17 protein-coding genes are annotated in these 15,679 nt (G+C 74.4%); 5 read left to right on the forward strand and 12 right to left on the reverse strand.

Annotated elements, in window-relative coordinates:
- Window positions 1-24: 24 nt before the first annotated feature.
- The 4 genes from ACIGNX_RS26745 to ACIGNX_RS26760 all read right to left on the reverse strand — a co-directional run bounded on the left by ACIGNX_RS26745 (window position 25) and on the right by ACIGNX_RS26760 (window position 4,573).
- Entirely contained in the window at window positions 25-1,056 is a 1,032-nt protein-coding gene (locus tag ACIGNX_RS26745; protein ID WP_396543453.1) for a GDSL-type esterase/lipase family protein, read from the reverse strand.
- Window positions 1,057-1,242: 186 nt separating this feature from the next.
- Complete coding sequence (locus tag ACIGNX_RS26750) at window positions 1,243-2,217, reverse strand: sporulation protein (protein WP_396543454.1); 975 nt, start codon at window positions 2,215-2,217, stop codon at window positions 1,243-1,245.
- A gap of 26 nt (window positions 2,218-2,243) precedes the next feature.
- Window positions 2,244-3,281: a hemolysin family protein gene (locus ACIGNX_RS26755; RefSeq protein WP_396543455.1), complete on the reverse strand. Its 1,038-nt coding sequence runs from the start codon at window positions 3,279-3,281 to the stop codon at window positions 2,244-2,246.
- The gene (locus ACIGNX_RS26760) at window positions 3,278-4,573 is read right to left on the reverse strand and encodes a hemolysin family protein (protein ID WP_396543456.1); all 1,296 of its coding nucleotides are present in this window, start codon (window positions 4,571-4,573) and stop codon (window positions 3,278-3,280) included. Before ACIGNX_RS26760 ends, ACIGNX_RS26755 begins: the two co-directional genes overlap by 4 nt.
- 98 nt (window positions 4,574-4,671) lie before the next feature.
- Between ACIGNX_RS26760 and ACIGNX_RS26765 the strand changes: the two genes are divergently transcribed.
- From ACIGNX_RS26765 to ACIGNX_RS26780, 4 genes are all read left to right on the forward strand, one after another.
- Window positions 4,672-5,061: a MerR family transcriptional regulator gene (locus ACIGNX_RS26765; protein WP_396543457.1), complete on the forward strand. Its 390-nt coding sequence runs from the start codon at window positions 4,672-4,674 to the stop codon at window positions 5,059-5,061.
- 329 nt (window positions 5,062-5,390) lie between these two features.
- Window positions 5,391-5,570 (forward strand): hypothetical protein, encoded by a 180-nt coding sequence (locus ACIGNX_RS26770; protein WP_366202624.1) that lies wholly within the window; start codon window positions 5,391-5,393, stop codon window positions 5,568-5,570.
- 327 nt (window positions 5,571-5,897) lie between these two features.
- Entirely contained in the window at window positions 5,898-7,058 is a 1,161-nt protein-coding gene (locus ACIGNX_RS26775; protein WP_396543458.1) for an L-histidine N(alpha)-methyltransferase, read from the forward strand.
- 5 nt (window positions 7,059-7,063) lie between these two features.
- On the forward strand, window positions 7,064-7,627 hold the full coding sequence (locus ACIGNX_RS26780) for a hypothetical protein (protein WP_396543459.1): 564 nt from the start codon (window positions 7,064-7,066) through the stop codon (window positions 7,625-7,627).
- Here the strand turns inward: ACIGNX_RS26780 and ACIGNX_RS26785 are convergent.
- The 5 genes from ACIGNX_RS26785 to ACIGNX_RS26805 all read right to left on the reverse strand — a co-directional run bounded on the left by ACIGNX_RS26785 (window position 7,624) and on the right by ACIGNX_RS26805 (window position 11,848).
- Window positions 7,624-7,980: a DUF6292 family protein gene (locus ACIGNX_RS26785; protein ID WP_396543460.1), complete on the reverse strand. Its 357-nt coding sequence runs from the start codon at window positions 7,978-7,980 to the stop codon at window positions 7,624-7,626. The two genes, ACIGNX_RS26780 and ACIGNX_RS26785, sit on opposite strands and share 4 nt — an antisense overlap.
- Before the next feature lie 108 nt (window positions 7,981-8,088).
- Entirely contained in the window at window positions 8,089-8,619 is a 531-nt protein-coding gene (locus tag ACIGNX_RS26790; protein ID WP_396543461.1) for a hypothetical protein, read from the reverse strand.
- A gap of 631 nt (window positions 8,620-9,250) precedes the next feature.
- Window positions 9,251-10,108, reverse strand: a complete 858-nt coding sequence (locus ACIGNX_RS26795; RefSeq protein ID WP_396543462.1) for an NAD(P)-dependent oxidoreductase — start codon at window positions 10,106-10,108, stop codon at window positions 9,251-9,253.
- A gap of 34 nt (window positions 10,109-10,142) precedes the next feature.
- Window positions 10,143-11,642 (reverse strand): amidase, encoded by a 1,500-nt coding sequence (locus ACIGNX_RS26800; RefSeq protein ID WP_396543463.1) that lies wholly within the window; start codon window positions 11,640-11,642, stop codon window positions 10,143-10,145.
- A gap of 56 nt (window positions 11,643-11,698) precedes the next feature.
- Window positions 11,699-11,848, reverse strand: coding sequence for a hypothetical protein (locus tag ACIGNX_RS26805; RefSeq protein WP_396543464.1), 150 nt, complete (start codon window positions 11,846-11,848; stop codon window positions 11,699-11,701).
- Between the two features lie 17 nt (window positions 11,849-11,865).
- Between ACIGNX_RS26805 and ACIGNX_RS26810 the strand changes: the two genes are divergently transcribed.
- Window positions 11,866-12,498 (forward strand): hypothetical protein, encoded by a 633-nt coding sequence (locus ACIGNX_RS26810; RefSeq protein ID WP_396543465.1) that lies wholly within the window; start codon window positions 11,866-11,868, stop codon window positions 12,496-12,498.
- Window positions 12,499-12,502: 4 nt separating this feature from the next.
- Here the strand turns inward: ACIGNX_RS26810 and ACIGNX_RS26815 are convergent, their stop codons facing one another.
- The 3 genes from ACIGNX_RS26815 to ACIGNX_RS26825 are packed head-to-tail and all read right to left on the reverse strand — an operon-like array spanning window position 12,503 to window position 15,611.
- The gene (locus ACIGNX_RS26815) at window positions 12,503-13,150 is read right to left on the reverse strand and encodes a response regulator (protein ID WP_396543466.1); all 648 of its coding nucleotides are present in this window, start codon (window positions 13,148-13,150) and stop codon (window positions 12,503-12,505) included.
- Window positions 13,147-14,178 (reverse strand): sensor histidine kinase, encoded by a 1,032-nt coding sequence (locus ACIGNX_RS26820; RefSeq protein WP_396543467.1) that lies wholly within the window; start codon window positions 14,176-14,178, stop codon window positions 13,147-13,149. The genes ACIGNX_RS26815 and ACIGNX_RS26820 overlap by 4 nt, the downstream gene beginning before the upstream one ends.
- Before the next feature lie 26 nt (window positions 14,179-14,204).
- The gene (locus ACIGNX_RS26825; RefSeq protein ID WP_396543468.1) at window positions 14,205-15,611 is read right to left on the reverse strand and encodes a serine hydrolase domain-containing protein; all 1,407 of its coding nucleotides are present in this window, start codon (window positions 15,609-15,611) and stop codon (window positions 14,205-14,207) included.
- Between the last annotated feature and the right edge of the window lie 68 nt (window positions 15,612-15,679).

Below are 15,679 nucleotides of genomic sequence, written 5' to 3' on the forward strand. Positions count from 1 at the left end.
GGGGGCGGTTGCGACTGCTCGGGATTACGCGACCGCGTGCAGGTTGCCGTCCGCGCCGGCGAGGCAGCGGGCCGAGGACGCGCCGCCGTTGACGAACTCGGTGATGCACCGGCCGAGCTGCGCGTGGGCGGCGGCGTTCGGGTGGAACGACTGCTGGGCCAGGTGGATGCCGATGGCGTCCAGGCCGCCGGTCACCAGCGCGTACGGGTCGACGGTCAGCCGGCGCTGCCACTCGCCCGTCGAGCTCTCGCCCTGGCTGCACGCCTCGCGGTTCTCCGTGGCGCGGGAGAAGTCGAGGAACTTCACGCCGGCCCGGGAGGCGACGCCGCGCAGCGCCTCGGACAGCTGCGGCACGGCGACCGTGCGGCCGTAGGCGGCGTCGGGCAGGCGCAAGGGGCAGCCCTGCGGGCCGTGCAGCAGGCGGTCCATCTTCTCGGTCACCGGGGAGGCGTACGAGGTGAGGACCAGGTTGTAGGAGGAGGCGGCGTAGCCGGCCTGGCTCATCGCCGAGCGCACGTCGCGCAGGGCGTTCTCGACCTTCGGTGCCATCGCGGCGAGCCTGCCCGGCCACTCGCGCTCCAGCGTGGAGCGGCAGCTCGGGCCGAACGGGTTCACCCACGCGGCGACGCAGTCGACCATCGTGTCGGCGAAGCGCACGTCGTCGTTCGCGCCGACCTGCACGACGACGGTCGTGACGCGGTACTGGCGGGCGACGTCGATCAGCCGCCGGGCCTGGGAGCCCTCGGTGTAGTGCACGGTGTCGGCCAGCGACACGTTGGCCGAGTCCGCGCCCGAGCAGGCCAGGTTGACCGTGCGGTCGGCCAGCTGGGTGCGGTGGACCATGGCCTGGGTGGAGCGGTGGCACCAGTTGCCGTTCTCCCCCTCGGTGCCCGCCTCGTAGGACCCGGCGCCCTCACCCGAGATCGCGCTGTCGCCCAGCGACACGACGGCGGTGGGCCGGTCGTCCGCCGCGCCGGCCGCGCCGGGCGCGACGAGGAAGGCGGAGCCGGTGAGCAAGAGCGCGCCGACGACGGCGCCAACCTGTTTGCGCGACACCACAGCCTCCAAGGGTGGGCCGTCGATCGGACGTGATCCGACCGTAGGGTGCGCGTAACGCGCGGGCAACGTCCGATCGGCTGCTTCGCCGGGACCTTCGGCTGTCCGCAGGCTGTCCACAGTGGAGCGCCCGAGCCGAGGGCGCGGCGCGGTGGGGCGGGTACCGCCCCACCGCGCCGGGTGGGACTACTCCTCGTCGAAACCGCCGAAGTCGTCGCCACCGAAGTCGTCGCCCTCGTCGAACACCTCGTCCACGACCTCGCCCAGCACCATGCCGCCGACCACGCCCGCCGCGACGCCACCGACGACCGCGCCCATGCCCGGCCCGCGGTGGTCGCCGTAGTGCCCGTGCTCGCCGTAGTGCCCGTGGTCGCCGTACGCCGCGTGGCCGCCGCGCTGGGCGACCTGCGCCAGCCACTGGTTGATCGCGCCCGCCCAGTCGGTGCGCAGCGCGTCGGCGTGCGAGGCGTGGAACCGGCCGAAGGCGTCGGAGCCCGACGAGAACAACCCGCCCCGCTTGTCGGCCTCCAGCACGACGACCAGCTCGTGCGGGCTGGTCACGAAGGTCAGCTCCACCTGGTTGACCGCTCCCGCGAACTGCGCCGGCGGGTAGAACTCGATCTCCTGGTAGAAACCCAGCTCCTGGTGGACGCCGTGGATGCGGCCCGCTTCGACGTCGGTCGAGCGGAACTGGAAGCCGAGCCGGCCGAACGCCTCCAGCACCTGGTCCTGCGCCGGCAGCGGCCCGACGAGCACCGGGTCCAGGTCGCCCTTGTCGGGCGCGCCGGAGATCACCAGCTCGGTCCGCACGCCCACCGTCACCCCGGGCAGCGGCTGACCGCCGACGGCCGTGATCGGCGTTTCCCAGGGCAGCGGCAGCTGGAACGGCACGGTCACCGGCTGACCGGCCGCGACCCGCACGTCCCGCGCCACGTCCAGGCGCAGGAACTCGGCCGTGCCGCCGAACTCGTGGTCGCCGTGCTCCACCTCGACCCTGGTGACCAGCGAGAGCACGATCCGGTCGAGGTGGGCGTCGGCGCTGCCGCCCTGGATGCGGACCTGCCCGGTGATCACCTGGCCGGGCTGGGCGTGCGGCGTGTCGAGGACGGTGTCGACGGACGGTCCGCCGACGCCGAAGGCGCTGAGCATCCGCTTGAACATGGGGTGGGGTCCCTCCGGGGGATCTGCTATCTCGGTTGGTCGGTCTCGTCCTCGAAGTCGCCGATCAGCTCTTCGAGGAGGTCTTCGAGCGCGGCGATGCCGACCACGCGGCCGCCCGCGTCCGCCACCAGGGCCAGCTGCGCCCGTTCGGCGCGCATCCGGGTCACCGCGCCCGCCACCGGCAGGTCGGCGGCCAGCGTCACCGGCGTCGTCATCAGGTCGCGGGCCGGGGTGTCGGCGCCGGCGGCGGTCGCCCGCACCGCCTCGCGGACGTGCACCAGGCCGACGAACCGCCCGTCGGCGCCGGTCACCGGGAACCGGGAGCGCCCGCTCTCGCGGCTGCGGCCCTCGATCGCCCGCGCGCCGGTGTGCTCGGCGACGGCCACGGCGTCCTCGACCGGCACCATCACCTGCGCGAGGGTGGTCTGCTGGAGCTGGAGCATCCTGGTCAGCAGCCGGCGCTGGCCCTCGGGGATCAGGCCGTGCTCGGCGGACTGCCGCACGAGCATCCGCACGTCGTCCGGGTGGTGCTCGCGGGTCAGCTCGTCCTTCGGCTGGACCTTGACCAGGAGCAGCAGCGCGTTCGTGGTCGCGTTGAGCGCGCCGAGCAGCCCGCGCACGGCGCGCGCGAACGCCCGGAACGGCAGGGCGAGCAGCAGCGCCGACCGCTCGGGGTGGGTGATCGCCCACGACTTCGGCGCCATCTCGCCGACCACCATGTGCAGGAACACCACCAGCACCAGGCTGATCGCGAACGCGATCGCGTACGACAGCCCGGACGGCAGGCCGACCGCGAGGAGCAGCGGGTCGAGCAGGTCGGCCACCGCGGGCTTGGCCAGCGCGCCGAGGCCGAGCGTGCACAGCGTGATGCCGAGCTGCGCGCCCGCGAGCATCAGCGACAGCTCGCGCACGCCCGCCAGCGCGGCCCGCGCCGCCCGGCTCCCCTCGGCCGCCTCCTCCAGGCGGTGCCGCTTCGCGGCCATCAGGGCGAACTCCGCGGCGACGAAGAACGCGTTGGCCGCCAACAGGAACAGGGACAGCAGCAACGACCAGGTGGTGCTCATCGCCGCACCCCCGTGGTGAGCAGCACGCGGCTGGGCACGTGCCGGGCCACGGCCGTCACCCGCACGCGGACCGAGCCGGTGTCGACCTCGTCGCCGACGTCGGGCGTGCGGCCCAGCCGGTGCAGCACCAGGCCGGACACGGTGTCGTAGCTGTCGTGCGCGGGCAGCTCGACGCCGGTGGCGTCGGCGATCTCGTCGATCCGCAGCCGGCCGGGCACCTCCCACCCGTCGGCGCGCCGCTCCACGGTGTCGCGCACCACGTCGTCCTCGTCGTGGATCTCGCCGACCAGCTCCTCGGCCAGGTCCTCCAGCGACACCACGCCCGCGAAGCCGCCGAACTCGTCCACGACGCAGGCGAGCTGGCGGCGTTCCGCGCGCAGCCGTTCGAGCACCGCGGGCAGCGGCAGCGTGGCGGGGACCACGAGGGCCGGGGACGCCACGTCGCCGACCGGGGTCGTGGCCCGGTCCTCGGGCGGCACGGTCAGCGCCTCGGCCAGCCCGACGACGCCCCGCAGGTCGTCCAGGCCGTCGCCGACGACGGGGAAGCGGGAGTGGCCGGTGTCCAGCAGGTCGACCACGCGCAGGACGGGTTCGTCGGCGCGGACGACGTGCACGGACACGCGCGGCGTCATGGCCTGCTCGGCGACGAGGCCGCGGAAGTCCAGGCCGCGGTCGAGCAGGCGGGACAGCTCGGGGTCGAGGTGGCCCCGCTCGTGCGCCTCGCCGATGATCCGGCGCAGGTCGTCGGGCGTCGCGCCCTGCGGCAGCTCCTCGACGGGCTCGATGCCGACCGCGCGCAGCAGCCGGTTCGCCGCCGCGTCGAACAGGCGGATCACCGGGCCCGCGAGCTTGAGGTAGACGAGGGTGGACGCGCTCAGCGCCTTCGCCAGGCGTTCCGGTTCGGCGATGGCGAGGTTCTTCGGGAACAGCTCGCCGAGCACCATCTGCACGGCCGTGGCGAACGTCAGCGCGAGCGCCATGGACAGCGTCACGGTCACCGTCCGGGACAGGCCGGTGTGCCCGAGCAGGGCGGCCGTGCCCTCGCCCAGGAGGGGTTCGGCGACGTACCCGGCGAGCAGCGCGGTCACCGTGATGCCGAACTGGGCGCCGGAGAGCATGAAGGAGAGGCGCTGCGTGACGCGGTAGGCGCGGTCGGCGGCCTTGTCGCCGTGCTCGGCCTGGGCGCGCAGGCGGCCCCGGTCCACGGCCAGGTAGGCGAACTCCTGGGCCACGAAGTAGCCGGTGGCGGTGGTGAGCAGCACGATCGCGAGCGTGCCGGTGAGGATCAACATGGTGCGGTGCCGGTGCGCCGGGCCTGGCCCGGCCGGCTACTGCCGTCTTCTGCCATACTTCACACTAGCACGTGGCACTGTACGGTTGAGGAGGTCCGGTGGCGGAGGCGCTGCTCAAGATCGGCGAGCTGGCCGCGCGGGCCGGCGTCAGCATCCGCACCGTCGACTACTACACGAGCCTGGGGCTGATCGCGCCGGCGCAGCGCACGGCGGGCGGCTACCGGCTCTACGCGCACGGCGACGTCGAGCGCATCCACCTCGTGCAGCGGCTGGAGGTGCAGGGCGTGTCGCTGGACGAGATCACCGCGGCGTTCCGCACGCGGCAGGCCGACGTCGGCCCGATCCTGGACCGGATCGACGAAGGGCTGCGGGCGTTGCAGGCGGCGGCGGAGTCGGCGTCGCCGGAAGCGCACGGCGTGCTGGCGGCGATCGCGAACCGGGTGCACTCGCTGATCACGCTGGCGCTGGAGATGCCGACCCTGCCGTGACCCGTCAGGCCGGTTCGACGCCCCGGTCGCCTGCTTGGCCGAACGCGAAGCGCGCCGGCAGCGGTGAGTCAGCGCCCGGCCGAGCTCCGCCTCGCCGACGGAAGCACGAATTCCCTTGCGCCACAGGCACTTCCGCCGTCGATCACGCCCGCTCGGCCTCCCGGCCGCGGGCAACGCGCCGCACACACGGGCACTGAGCGCATTTCACCCTTACGTAGCAGCGCGACGGGCATATCAGTGCAGCTCATCGGGTATTCGAAGGTCCCCACCCGGTTCGACGAGGAGCGGATCATGGGCACCTCAACCTCTTACCCCGTCGGGAGGTCGTGATGGCACAGTCGAAGGACCTGATCGACATCCGCAGCGGGGACCTCTTCCACCAACCCGTCCCCTACGGCCTGGTGTACCCGACCTGCACGGCCGACGGCGAAGCGCCGCCGAGCCAGCGCGGCCGCACCTGGGAACACCTGACCGCCTCCGGTCGCGTCCTGCAACCGGTATCGCGGTGAAGCGCGGTAGTTATCCCCCAACGGGGTCGCGGGCACTCGCCTGCGACCCCGTTCCCTTCCGCGGACGAGGAACCCCGGCGACAGCGGTGTGATCGACGACGGGCACGACGGCACACTCGCTCCACAGTGGACAGTGCGAGGCCCGCGCGACGACGAGGTCGCCGGCTCGACCGGGGTGGTGCCGCCGGCGCTCGGCCCGCCGGGCGACGCGTCGGGGTTCGCCGCCCGCCCGGCCCGGCGACCGCCTCACCCACCGTGGCGAAAAGCACGCTCCGCGTCAGCGTGATCGGTAGGCTGCGCGGTGGGGACGCAGCGGAGGAGGCCCGAGTGACGGCGAGCGACGGGCGGTTGGTCGGCGACCTGGCCAGGGCCATCGACGAGTCGGACTTCGCCTGGTCGCTCGTGCTCGTCGGCGAGGACCAGCGGGACAAGCTGGCCGCCCTGACCGGCGACCTGCTGGGCAAGCCGTCGGCCGACGGCGACGGCAAGCAGATCACCTCCGGTTACGCCTACTGGGGCATCGGCCCGACGATCGCCTGGGCGCACGCCTGCGCCGACCCGTTCTACCTGGTGATGAAGCAGAGCCTGGACTCGTTCACCCGCCGCTGGGGCCGGGTGCGCGGCCGGATCGGCGAGGGCTTCCACCACGTCAGCTTCGGCGTCGGCACCGGCCACAAGGACCGGCTCATCCTGGAGCACCTGCTGGAGCGCAACCCCGGCCTGCTCTACGTGCCGGTGGACATGAGCTCGGAGATGCTGCGGCTGGGCACGCAGGAGGCCACGCACCGGGTCGGCCTGCGCGGCCACCGGGTGGTCCCGGTGCAGCTCGACTTCGCCATCAAGGACAACCTGACCGAGCTGCGCGAGCTGGTCCACCGGCTGGTGGGCGACGAACCGGTGCTGTACTCGCTGCTGGGCAACACGCTGGCGAACTTCGACCAGGACGACGAGCTGCTGGCCAACCTGACCGCGCTGGCCCGGCCGCAGGACCTGTTCCTGCTGGAGGTCGCCACCACGGAGGCGTTGAGCGAGGACCTGGCGCACGACGCCGTCGAGGAGTACGCGCGCAGCCGCGCCTACCGCGAGTTCGTGACCAGCGCCCTGCTGCACAACACGGACCTGACGATCAACGTGGACGCGGTGCAGTTCCGCGGCTCGGTCGAGGGTGACCGGGCGCTGCGGGTCAAGGTGGTCTACCAGAACCAGACCGGCGAGGACATCCTGATGATGCTGCCCGACCGGACCAGGGTGGCGTTCCCCGATCGGGACACCATCCGCCTCTACCTGACCCGCAAGTACGCGCGCAAGGCGTTGGACCCGATCGTGCGGGCGGCCGGGATGCGCAAGGTCACCGGCACGCACTCCGACTTCGCGGTGCCGCGCTCGGCGCAGGGCTTCGGCATGGACCTGCTGCTGCTCGCGCCCGGCGAGCCGGTGCCCGCGCCCCGGCCGGACGACGACGTGGCCCGCGTCATCTGGGAGAACTGACGCCGATGACCCGCGTCGTGATCACGGTGCTCACGTTCGGCGCGCTCGCGGTCGCCACGGTGCTGGGCGTGGCGTGGTTCTTCGTCTCGCCGCCCGGCGACCGGTGGGAACCGGCGGTGAACTCGCTGGCGCTGCTCGCGGGCATCACCGGCATCTTCGCCGAGCGGTGGGCGGCGCAGCGCGAGCAGCGCGACCAGGCGCTCGACTCGATCCGGCTGGAGCTGGCCCGCAACGGGGAGACCCTGGACGGCGAGGCGTTCCGCGCGTCCGGCTCGCGCGGCAGGCGGGTGTACCCGCGGCTGGTGCAGTCGGCGGTGGACGCCGCGCTGTCCACGGGCGCGCTCAGCCCGCACCGGGACGCGGAGCTGATCGACCTGCTGCACCGGTGGCGCACGGCGGTCGCGTCGGTCAACCGCCGGCTGGAGCTGACCGAGATGCTGCTGTTCACCAGCGCCTCGGAGGAGAAGGCCGAGCAGTTCCACGCGGCCCTGCACAGCGCGAGCAGCTTCTTCCAGGGCGTCCGCGCGCTCCTGGACGAGGCGCGGGCCTACGTCGACCGGCGGCGTTAGCTCGCGGCCAGCAGTTCCCGCTCGTCCGGGACGAGCCGCAGCCGCTCCACCCAGCGGGCCACGACCGCGGGCTCCGGGCGCACCGGGCCGCGCAGCCTGGCCAGCACGAACGGCGGCTCGGAGCTGTCGCTCTCCACCGCGATCGACCAGCCGCGACCCTCGTCCCACAGCAGCGCCACGTCGCGGTCGGCGAAGCCCGGCAGGTGTCCGTCCAACGCCAGGTAGGCGCCCAACCCCGCTCCCCCGGACTGCGCGTACGAGCACTCGCCGCTCAACCCGAGCGCCCGCGTCACGTCCGAGACGTACGCGAGCAGCGCGCGTACGGCGCTTTCGTCATCGATCTCCCAGTCCATCACGCACCACCGTTCCCCGCCCCCGAGCACACGGTCCGCGCCGACCACTCGACGCGATCCGGGGTAGCCCGCCGGAGGGTTTCCAAAACCCGGCCGTTCCGACTTTTGTCACGGACGGGGCGTGCGCACGGCCACAGCGGCGATGTCGTCCAGGTACTCGGCGGTGAACCCGCCGGCGACGTTCTCCGCCTCGGCGATCACCACGGTCACCCCGTCGACCACGTCCGAGTCGTAGTTGAGCGCCGTGAACGGCACGTCCGCGACCTGCAACAACGAGCCGGACAGGGGCACGACGTCGCCCGTGCCGTGCACGTCCTCGAGCCGCTTGAACTCCCGTGCCCGGTCGGGGTCGGCGAACTCGACCCACGCGACGAACACGACGGCGGTGCCGCCCTTGTCGTCGGTCACGGTGAACAGCATCCGGTCGAGCCCGACGCAGGGTGAGGTCCGCAGCAGCTCCTGCACCTGGCCGAACGAGTGGGGCACGCAGTCGCCGTCGGCCCGGGCCGCCCGGTCCACCACGCGCAGCCCGCTGTCGCGCCACATCTCGTCCACGTCCGCGGGCGCGGCCAGGCCACTGGCCCCGGCGGCGACCACGCCGACCACCGCCGCGGCCGCGATCACACCACCCGACCCCACCCCGCCACCTCCCGCACCCGGTACCCGACCCACTGGTACCCGGTTCGACGGTAGCTCCCACCTGCCGCCGCCGAACAGGGCGACGCCGCCGGGCCGGGAAGGTCCCCACCGGGTGATCCGCGGCGGCGCGCGGGTCGTCGTGCCCCGGCGCCCGCCGCCTCCCCGGTGGGTTCGGCGGTCGTGGTCGCTGATCGCGCAACCGGACGCGGCTCGCGGCGACGGGCCGCGGCCGGGCGGCCGTGAGCACGCCCCGACGACCGCGGGACCGGCGCGGCCCGGGCCGGGACTGGTGGGTGGGTCCGCGCGAGCGGGCGTCGCCGGAGCCGTCGCCGGGCGGCGCGCGGCAGGCCGTGGAGTTCGCCCCGGCGCCGGGGCACCGGATGCCGCAGGTCGGCTTCGGGACCCCCGCCGTGGAGCCGCTCGTCCTCGCCGGGTCACCGAAGATCCGGGTGCCGGCCACCGCGGTCCTGATCACCGGCATCACCGGTGGGCGATCTCGTGGCGTGCGGTGCCGGTGGGCGTCACCGCGCCCGTCACCGGCCCTGCCGCACGACCGGTCGACCCGGCAGGGCGGGCTCCGTCCACTCGCGACCGATGACGGTGGTCGCCGGTCGCCGACCACCCGATCCGGTCAACGGGGGTCGAACGCGACCACCACCGACGCCATGTCCGCCTTCTCGCCGACCCGCTCCGCGGCGGCCCGGTAGTGCTCGCGCAGCACCCGCATCAACCGGTCGTCGGTGCCCGCCGCCGCCATCGCGGCCACGATCAGCTCGGCGTCCTTGACCGCGCCGTCGACCCCGAACGACGGCGGGAACTCGCCGTCGATCATCGTGCGCCCCTTGACCTGCGCGTAGGTGCTGTCGACCGGTCCGCCCGCGATGACTTCGAGGAACGCGTCGGGGTCCAGCCCGAGGCCCCGGGTCAGCGCCACCGCCTGTGCGGTCGCGGCCGTGATCGACAGGACCCACGAGTTGGCGGCCAGCTTCAACCGCTGCCCGTCACCGGCCCGCTCCCCCGCCCACACCGTGCGCAGGGCGACGGCGTCGAACACCGGCGCGACCACCTCGCGCAGCTCGACCGGCGCGGCGGCGAGCACCGTGAGCTTGCCCTGCTCCGCGGGCGCACGGGTGCCCAGCACCGGCGCGTCGACGAACGGCACGCCGTGCTTCGCGGCCAGTTCCGCCAGGTGCGCCACGCCGTCCAGGCCCACGGTGCCGCACTGGACCCACACCCCGCCGTCCTTGACCGCCGGCAGCGCCTCGGCCATCACCGCCGCGGTCGACTCGGCGTCGAACAGCATCGTGATCACGACGTCCGCGCCGACGACCGCGCTCTTCGGGTCGTCGGCGACCACCGCGCCGTCGTCGGCCAGCGGACGCGCCTTGGCCGCGCTGCGGTTCCACACGACCACGTCGAGCTTGGCCCGCAGCAGGCTCCGCGCCATCCCGGCGCCCATCAGACCGGTTCCCAACACCACCACGCGCATGGGCCAAGATTCCCCCACGGGCCGCGAACCCGCATCACGAGGGCAGCGCGGGCAGGTACGCCGGGGCGCGGCGGGCGTGGGCGGCCCGCTCGAACGCGGCGGCGAACCGCAGCACGGTCGCGTCCGCCCGGTTGCCCGCCATGAAGGACACCCCGATGGGCAGCGGCCCGGCGAACCCCGCCGGGACCGAGGCGTTCGGGTAGCCCGAGACGGCCGCCGGCGTCGAGGACCCCAGCACGTAGGCGTCACCGCTGCCGTAGGTGGTGCGCCACGCCGGCGCATTCGTGGGCGCCATGATCACGTCCAGCCGGTGCGCGGCCAGCACCTCGTCGATCGAGCGGCGCGCCAGCGTCGTCGCGGTGCGGCGCTGCTCGACGTACGCCGGGTCGGTAAGCGGGGGCGCCCCGGCCGCCTCGGCGAACAGCTCCTGGCCGAACCGGCTCAGCTCCACCGGGTCCGCCTCGTTGAACGCGATCAGCTCCCGCAGCGTGCGCGGCGCGCCCGGCCGCGTCGCCAGGTACCGCTCCAGGTCGTGCTTGAACTCCGCGATCAGCGCCGGGAACTCGGCCGCCTCGACCTGCGGCTGGTAGGGCAGCTCGACGTCGACCACCTCCGCGCCGGACCGCCGCAGCACGTCCACCGCCTCCCTCACGACCCGGTCCACCCCGGCGTCGCGGCCGGCGAGCCGCCACACGCCGACCCGCTTGCCGCGCAACGTCGCCGAACCCAGCCCGGCCGCGTAGTCGAACCGACCGCCCTCCAGCGCGGACATCAGGATCGCCGCGTCGACCACGTGCCGCGCCATCGGCCCCGCGGTGTCCTGCCGCGAGGAGATCGGCACGACGCCGTCGCCGCTGACCCGGCCGAGCGTGGGCTTGAGGCCCACCACGCCGTTCTGCCCGGAGGGGCACACGATCGACCCGTCGGTCTCCGTGCCGACGGCGACCTGCGCCAACGACGCCGCCACCGCCGCGCCCGACCCGGACGACGAGCCGCACGGGTTGTGGTCGAGCACGTGGGGGTTGTTGGTCTGGCCGCCCACCCCGGACCACCCGGACGTGGCGGAGGTGGAGCGGAAGTTCGCCCACTCGGACAGGTTCGTCTTGCCCAGCACCACCGCGCCCGCGTCACGCAGGCGGCGCACCAGCTCGGCGTCGTCGCGCGGCGGCACGCGCAGGGCGCGGGAACCGGCCGTGCTGCCCAGGGCCCTGGTGTCGATGTTGTCCTTCAGCAGGACCGGGATGCCGTCCATCGGTCCCCTGGCCCGGCCCTGGCGCCGGCGGCGGTCGCTCTCCGCGGCCTGGCCGAGCGCGTCGGGGTTGACCGCGATCACCGAGCGGACCCGGCCGTCGACGGTCTCCACGCGGCGCAGGTAGGCGCGGGTCAGGTCGACGGAGGTGAGCGTGCCCGCGTCCATCCGGTGGACCAGTTGCGGGATCGTGGCCGCGTCGAGGTTCTCGACCGGGCGGGTGTCGGCTTCGGCCGGCGGCGCGACGACGAGCACGCACAGCAGGGCCGCGAGCAGTGATCGCATGGTCGTAGCCCAGACCCGGCGGCGCGTCCGGTCAACCCGCCGAAGGTCTGGACCGCTCAGTCGCCCTTGGTGACGCGCGCGTGCAGGCGCTCCCGGATCTCGTCGGGCGTGTAGGCGCGGCGCTTGCGCTCCGCGCGGGCGATCACCACGCCGGTCGCCGCGACACCCGCGACACCGGCCAGGCCGAGCAGCTTCCACCAGCGCATCTGCCTAGGCTACCGGGATGGCTGGAACGAAGATCGGTCTGGACGAGGCGGTCGAACTCACCCGAACCGGCGACGTGTGGTTGTTCCGGGGCCGCTCGGCGGCCGACCGCGCGATCCGCGTGACGACGAACAGCCCGGTCAACCACGTGGGCATGACCGTGGCGGTGGAGGACCTGCCGCCGCTGATGTGGCACGCCGAGCTGGGCCGCTCGCTGCCGGACGTGTGGACCGGCACGCACCACCGCGGCGTGCAGCTGCACGACCTGCGCGACGCCGTGCTGGTGTGGGCGCGCAGGTACGGGCAGCGGGCGTGGCTGCGGCAGCTCGACCACTCCCCGGGCCGGGACGAGGAGGACGCCGTGCTGCGGACGGTGGCCCGGTTGAACGGCACGCCGTTCCCGTCGACGGCGCGGCTGGCGACCAGGTGGTTGCGCGGCAGGTTGCCGAACCCGCGCAAGTCCTCGGAGGCCACCCTGGAGACCGCCTACTGCGCGGAGGTCGTCGCCGTGACGTACGAGGCGATGGGCCTGCTGCCGTCGGGTCGGCGGGCGAACTGGTACGACCCGGGGCGGTTCTGGAGCGGGGACGAGCTGGAGCTGTCCGGCGGCGCGCGGTTGGGTGAGGAGATCGCGGTGGAGATCCCGGTCTGACGGGTCAGGTCAGCCCGGCCTCGTGGGCGAGGATGGCCGCCTGGACGCGGTTGGTCACGTCCAGGCGTTGCAGGATGGCGCTGACGTGCGCCTTCACCGTGCCTTCGGTGACGGCGAGGCGGCGGGCGATGTCCTGGTTGGCCAGGCCCCGCCCCACCAGCGCGAGCACCTCCCGCTCGCGCCCGGTGAGGGTGGCGACGAGCCCGCGGGCCCGGTCGGTGCGGCCGAGCCGCCCACCGCGCAGGTCGGTGACCAGGCGGTGGGCGATCCTGGGTGACAGGTAGGCCGCGCCCTCGGCGGCGGCGCGGACGCCGAGCAGCAGCTCCCTCGGGTCGGCGGCCTTGAGCAGGAAGCCGTTGGCCCCGCCGGTCAACGCGCGGGCCACGTGCTCGTCCTCGTCGAAGGTGGTCAGCACGACCACCGCCACCCCCGGCGCGGCCCGCCGCAGGTCGGCGAGGGCGGCCAGGCCGTCGAGGCGGGGCATCCGGATGTCGAGCAGGACCACGTCCGGCCGGTGGGCGGCGGCCGCCCGCACCGCCTCGTGCCCGTCGGCGGCCTCGGCGACCACCTCGATGCCGGGGTCGGTGGCGAGGATCGCCCGCACCCCGGCCCGGACCATCGCCTCGTCGTCGGCGACCACCACGCGGATCACCCGTCCTCCCGCGGCAACCGCGCGGTGACCACGAACCGGCCGTCGACCACCCCGGACCGGAGGGTCCCGCCGACCAACCGGACCCGTTCGGCCAACCCCACGAGCCCGCTGCCCCCGTTCTCGGGCACCTGCCCGACCCGACCGGTCGCGTCACCGCCCGGCCGCGCGGCCGGCTGGTCCGCCCGATCACGTCGACCGGTCGGGTCGGGGTTCGACGTCCGCCCCGGCGGGGTGGTCGGGTTGGTCACCGTGATCCGGGCCTCCGCGGCGGTCACCGCCAGGTCCACCGCGACCGGTGCGCCCGGGGCGTGGCGGGCCGCGTTGGTCAGGGCCTCCTGCACCACCCGGTGGGCGGCGCGGGCCACCAGGGGTGGCAGGGCGGCGCCATCACCGGTCCGGCTGAACGTCACCGGCAGGCCCGCCCCGACCGCCCGCGCCACCAGCGCCTCCACGCCCTCGTCCGGCGGCTCCACCGCGGTCGCGCCCTCGCGCAGCACCCCGACCGCGCGCCGCAACCGATCGGTCGCGGTGACCGCCGACTCGCGCAAGCCGGCCGCCGCGCGCCGGGTCGGCTCGGCGTCGGCGGTCAGCTCCAGCGCACCCGCCCGCAGCGCGATCAACGCCAGCTCGTGGCCGAGCGAGTCGTGCACGTCCGCCGCGATCCGCGCCCGCTCCCGCAACCGCGCCCGGTCGGCGACCAGCTCCCGCGCCTGTTCCAGCCGCGCGATCAGCTCCGCCTGCTGCCGCCGGAACAGCCCCGCCAGCCACGGCAGCACCACGCACAACCCCAGGCTCGCCACCGCGCCGACGCCCTCCCACACCCGCACCGCCCCGACGACGACCCCGGCCGCCGCCACCGCGCCCACCACCAGCCCGCCCCGCCGCACCGGCAACCACCGGCCGACGAGGTAGGCCGACACCGCCAGCACGGGGTACAGCAGTTGCCGCCACGCGGGCAGCGCGTCGCTCGCCATCCCGTTGACCAGCCCCGCGAGCGCGATCACCGCCAGCACCGTGCCGTTGCGCATGGTCCGGACCCTACCCAGCGCCCTCCTCAGTGGACCGTCGCGCGCAGCCGCACCAGCCGCGCGACCGCCGTCGCCGCGCCGGCCAGGGCCGCCACCACGATGGTGATCGTCAGCGGCACGGCGAAGTAGGTCAGCTGCGCCCAGGTGACGGCCCGCCCGTTCATCAGCACCGACACCAGGTCCGGGTACGCCGCCAGGACCACCGCCGGCGCCAGCACCGGCACGAACCGCGGCGCCACGCGCCACGCCGGCGTGCCCGCGCGCCGCCGCGCCCAGCCCCGCGACCGCCGCACGCCGAGCACGCCCAACCCCGCGGCCACCAGCGCGACCAACCCCAGGACCAGCTCGAACACCTGCCGCCCACCGCCCGCGGGCGCCGGGTCGCGGCCCTGGGCGACCGCGATCAGCCCGTTGAGGATGTCGTAGGTGTCGTCCTGCAACGCCGCGCTGTTGGCGAGCACGGCGAACCCCTGCCCGGTGCTCGGCACGACCGCCTGCACGGCCGTGTAGGTGAACAGGTTGCCGGGGTGCACCAGCAGCGGCACGCCGCCGGGCCCGTCCTCGGGGATCCAGCCCATCGCGTAGTCGGCCACGGCGGACGAGGTGTGCGTGGTGCGCAGCCCCTCGGGTGAGAGCAGTCGCGTGCCGTGGCCGGTCTGGCTGATCAGCCACCGGCCCAGGTCGGCGGCCGTGGTGATGACGCCGCCGGCGCCGCTGGAGTCGAGGAAGCCGGGCAGCTCCGGCCTGCTCACCCACGCGCCGAACACGGAGTTGTAGCCGTCGGCCGGTCGCACGTCGGCCGCCGACACGGCGCTGCGGGTCATGCCGAGCGGGCCGAACACGTGCCGCGCCAGGTAGTCCCCGAACGCCTCCCCGCTCGCCACCTCGACCAGCCGGGCCGCCAGGTCGTAGTTGGCGTTGCAGTACTCGTAGCGCGTGCCGGGGTCGGCCGCCAGCGACGCGGGCGCCAACCCGGCGGTGTGGTCGGCGAGGGAGCCGGCGGACTCCAGCCCGGTCACGTCGATCGTGGTGTCGGAGAAGCCGGACGTCTGGTTGAGCAGGTGGCGCACCGTCACGCCGGTGAACCGCGGGTCGGCCATGGTGAAGCCGGGCACCTGGTCGGCGACCGGCTCGTCCAGCGCGATCCGACCGTCCTCCACGAGCGTCATCACGGCCGTCGCGGTGAACGACTTGCTCACCGAGGCGATCCGCATCGGCGTGTCGGCGGTGACGGGCGCGCCCTCGGAGTCCGAGCCGTACCCGGCGGCGTGCACCACCCGGTCGCCCTCGGTGACCACGACGGCCAGGCCCGGCAGCCCGGTGTCGTGCATGACCCGGGCGAGGTAGTCGTCGAAGGAGGTAGTGGTGGGCGCGGCGGACGCGGCCGGGCCCAGGAGGATGGCGGCGACGAGGCCGATCAGCGTGGCTTTCACGCCGCCGAACGTAGGAACGGCGGGCCTGCCCGGGCATCGGACCGCGGTAGGGCGGCCACCCCCGACGA

This window comes from Actinosynnema sp. NPDC053489 (genome assembly GCF_044544865.1).
Classification (GTDB): domain Bacteria; phylum Actinomycetota; class Actinomycetes; order Mycobacteriales; family Pseudonocardiaceae; genus Actinosynnema.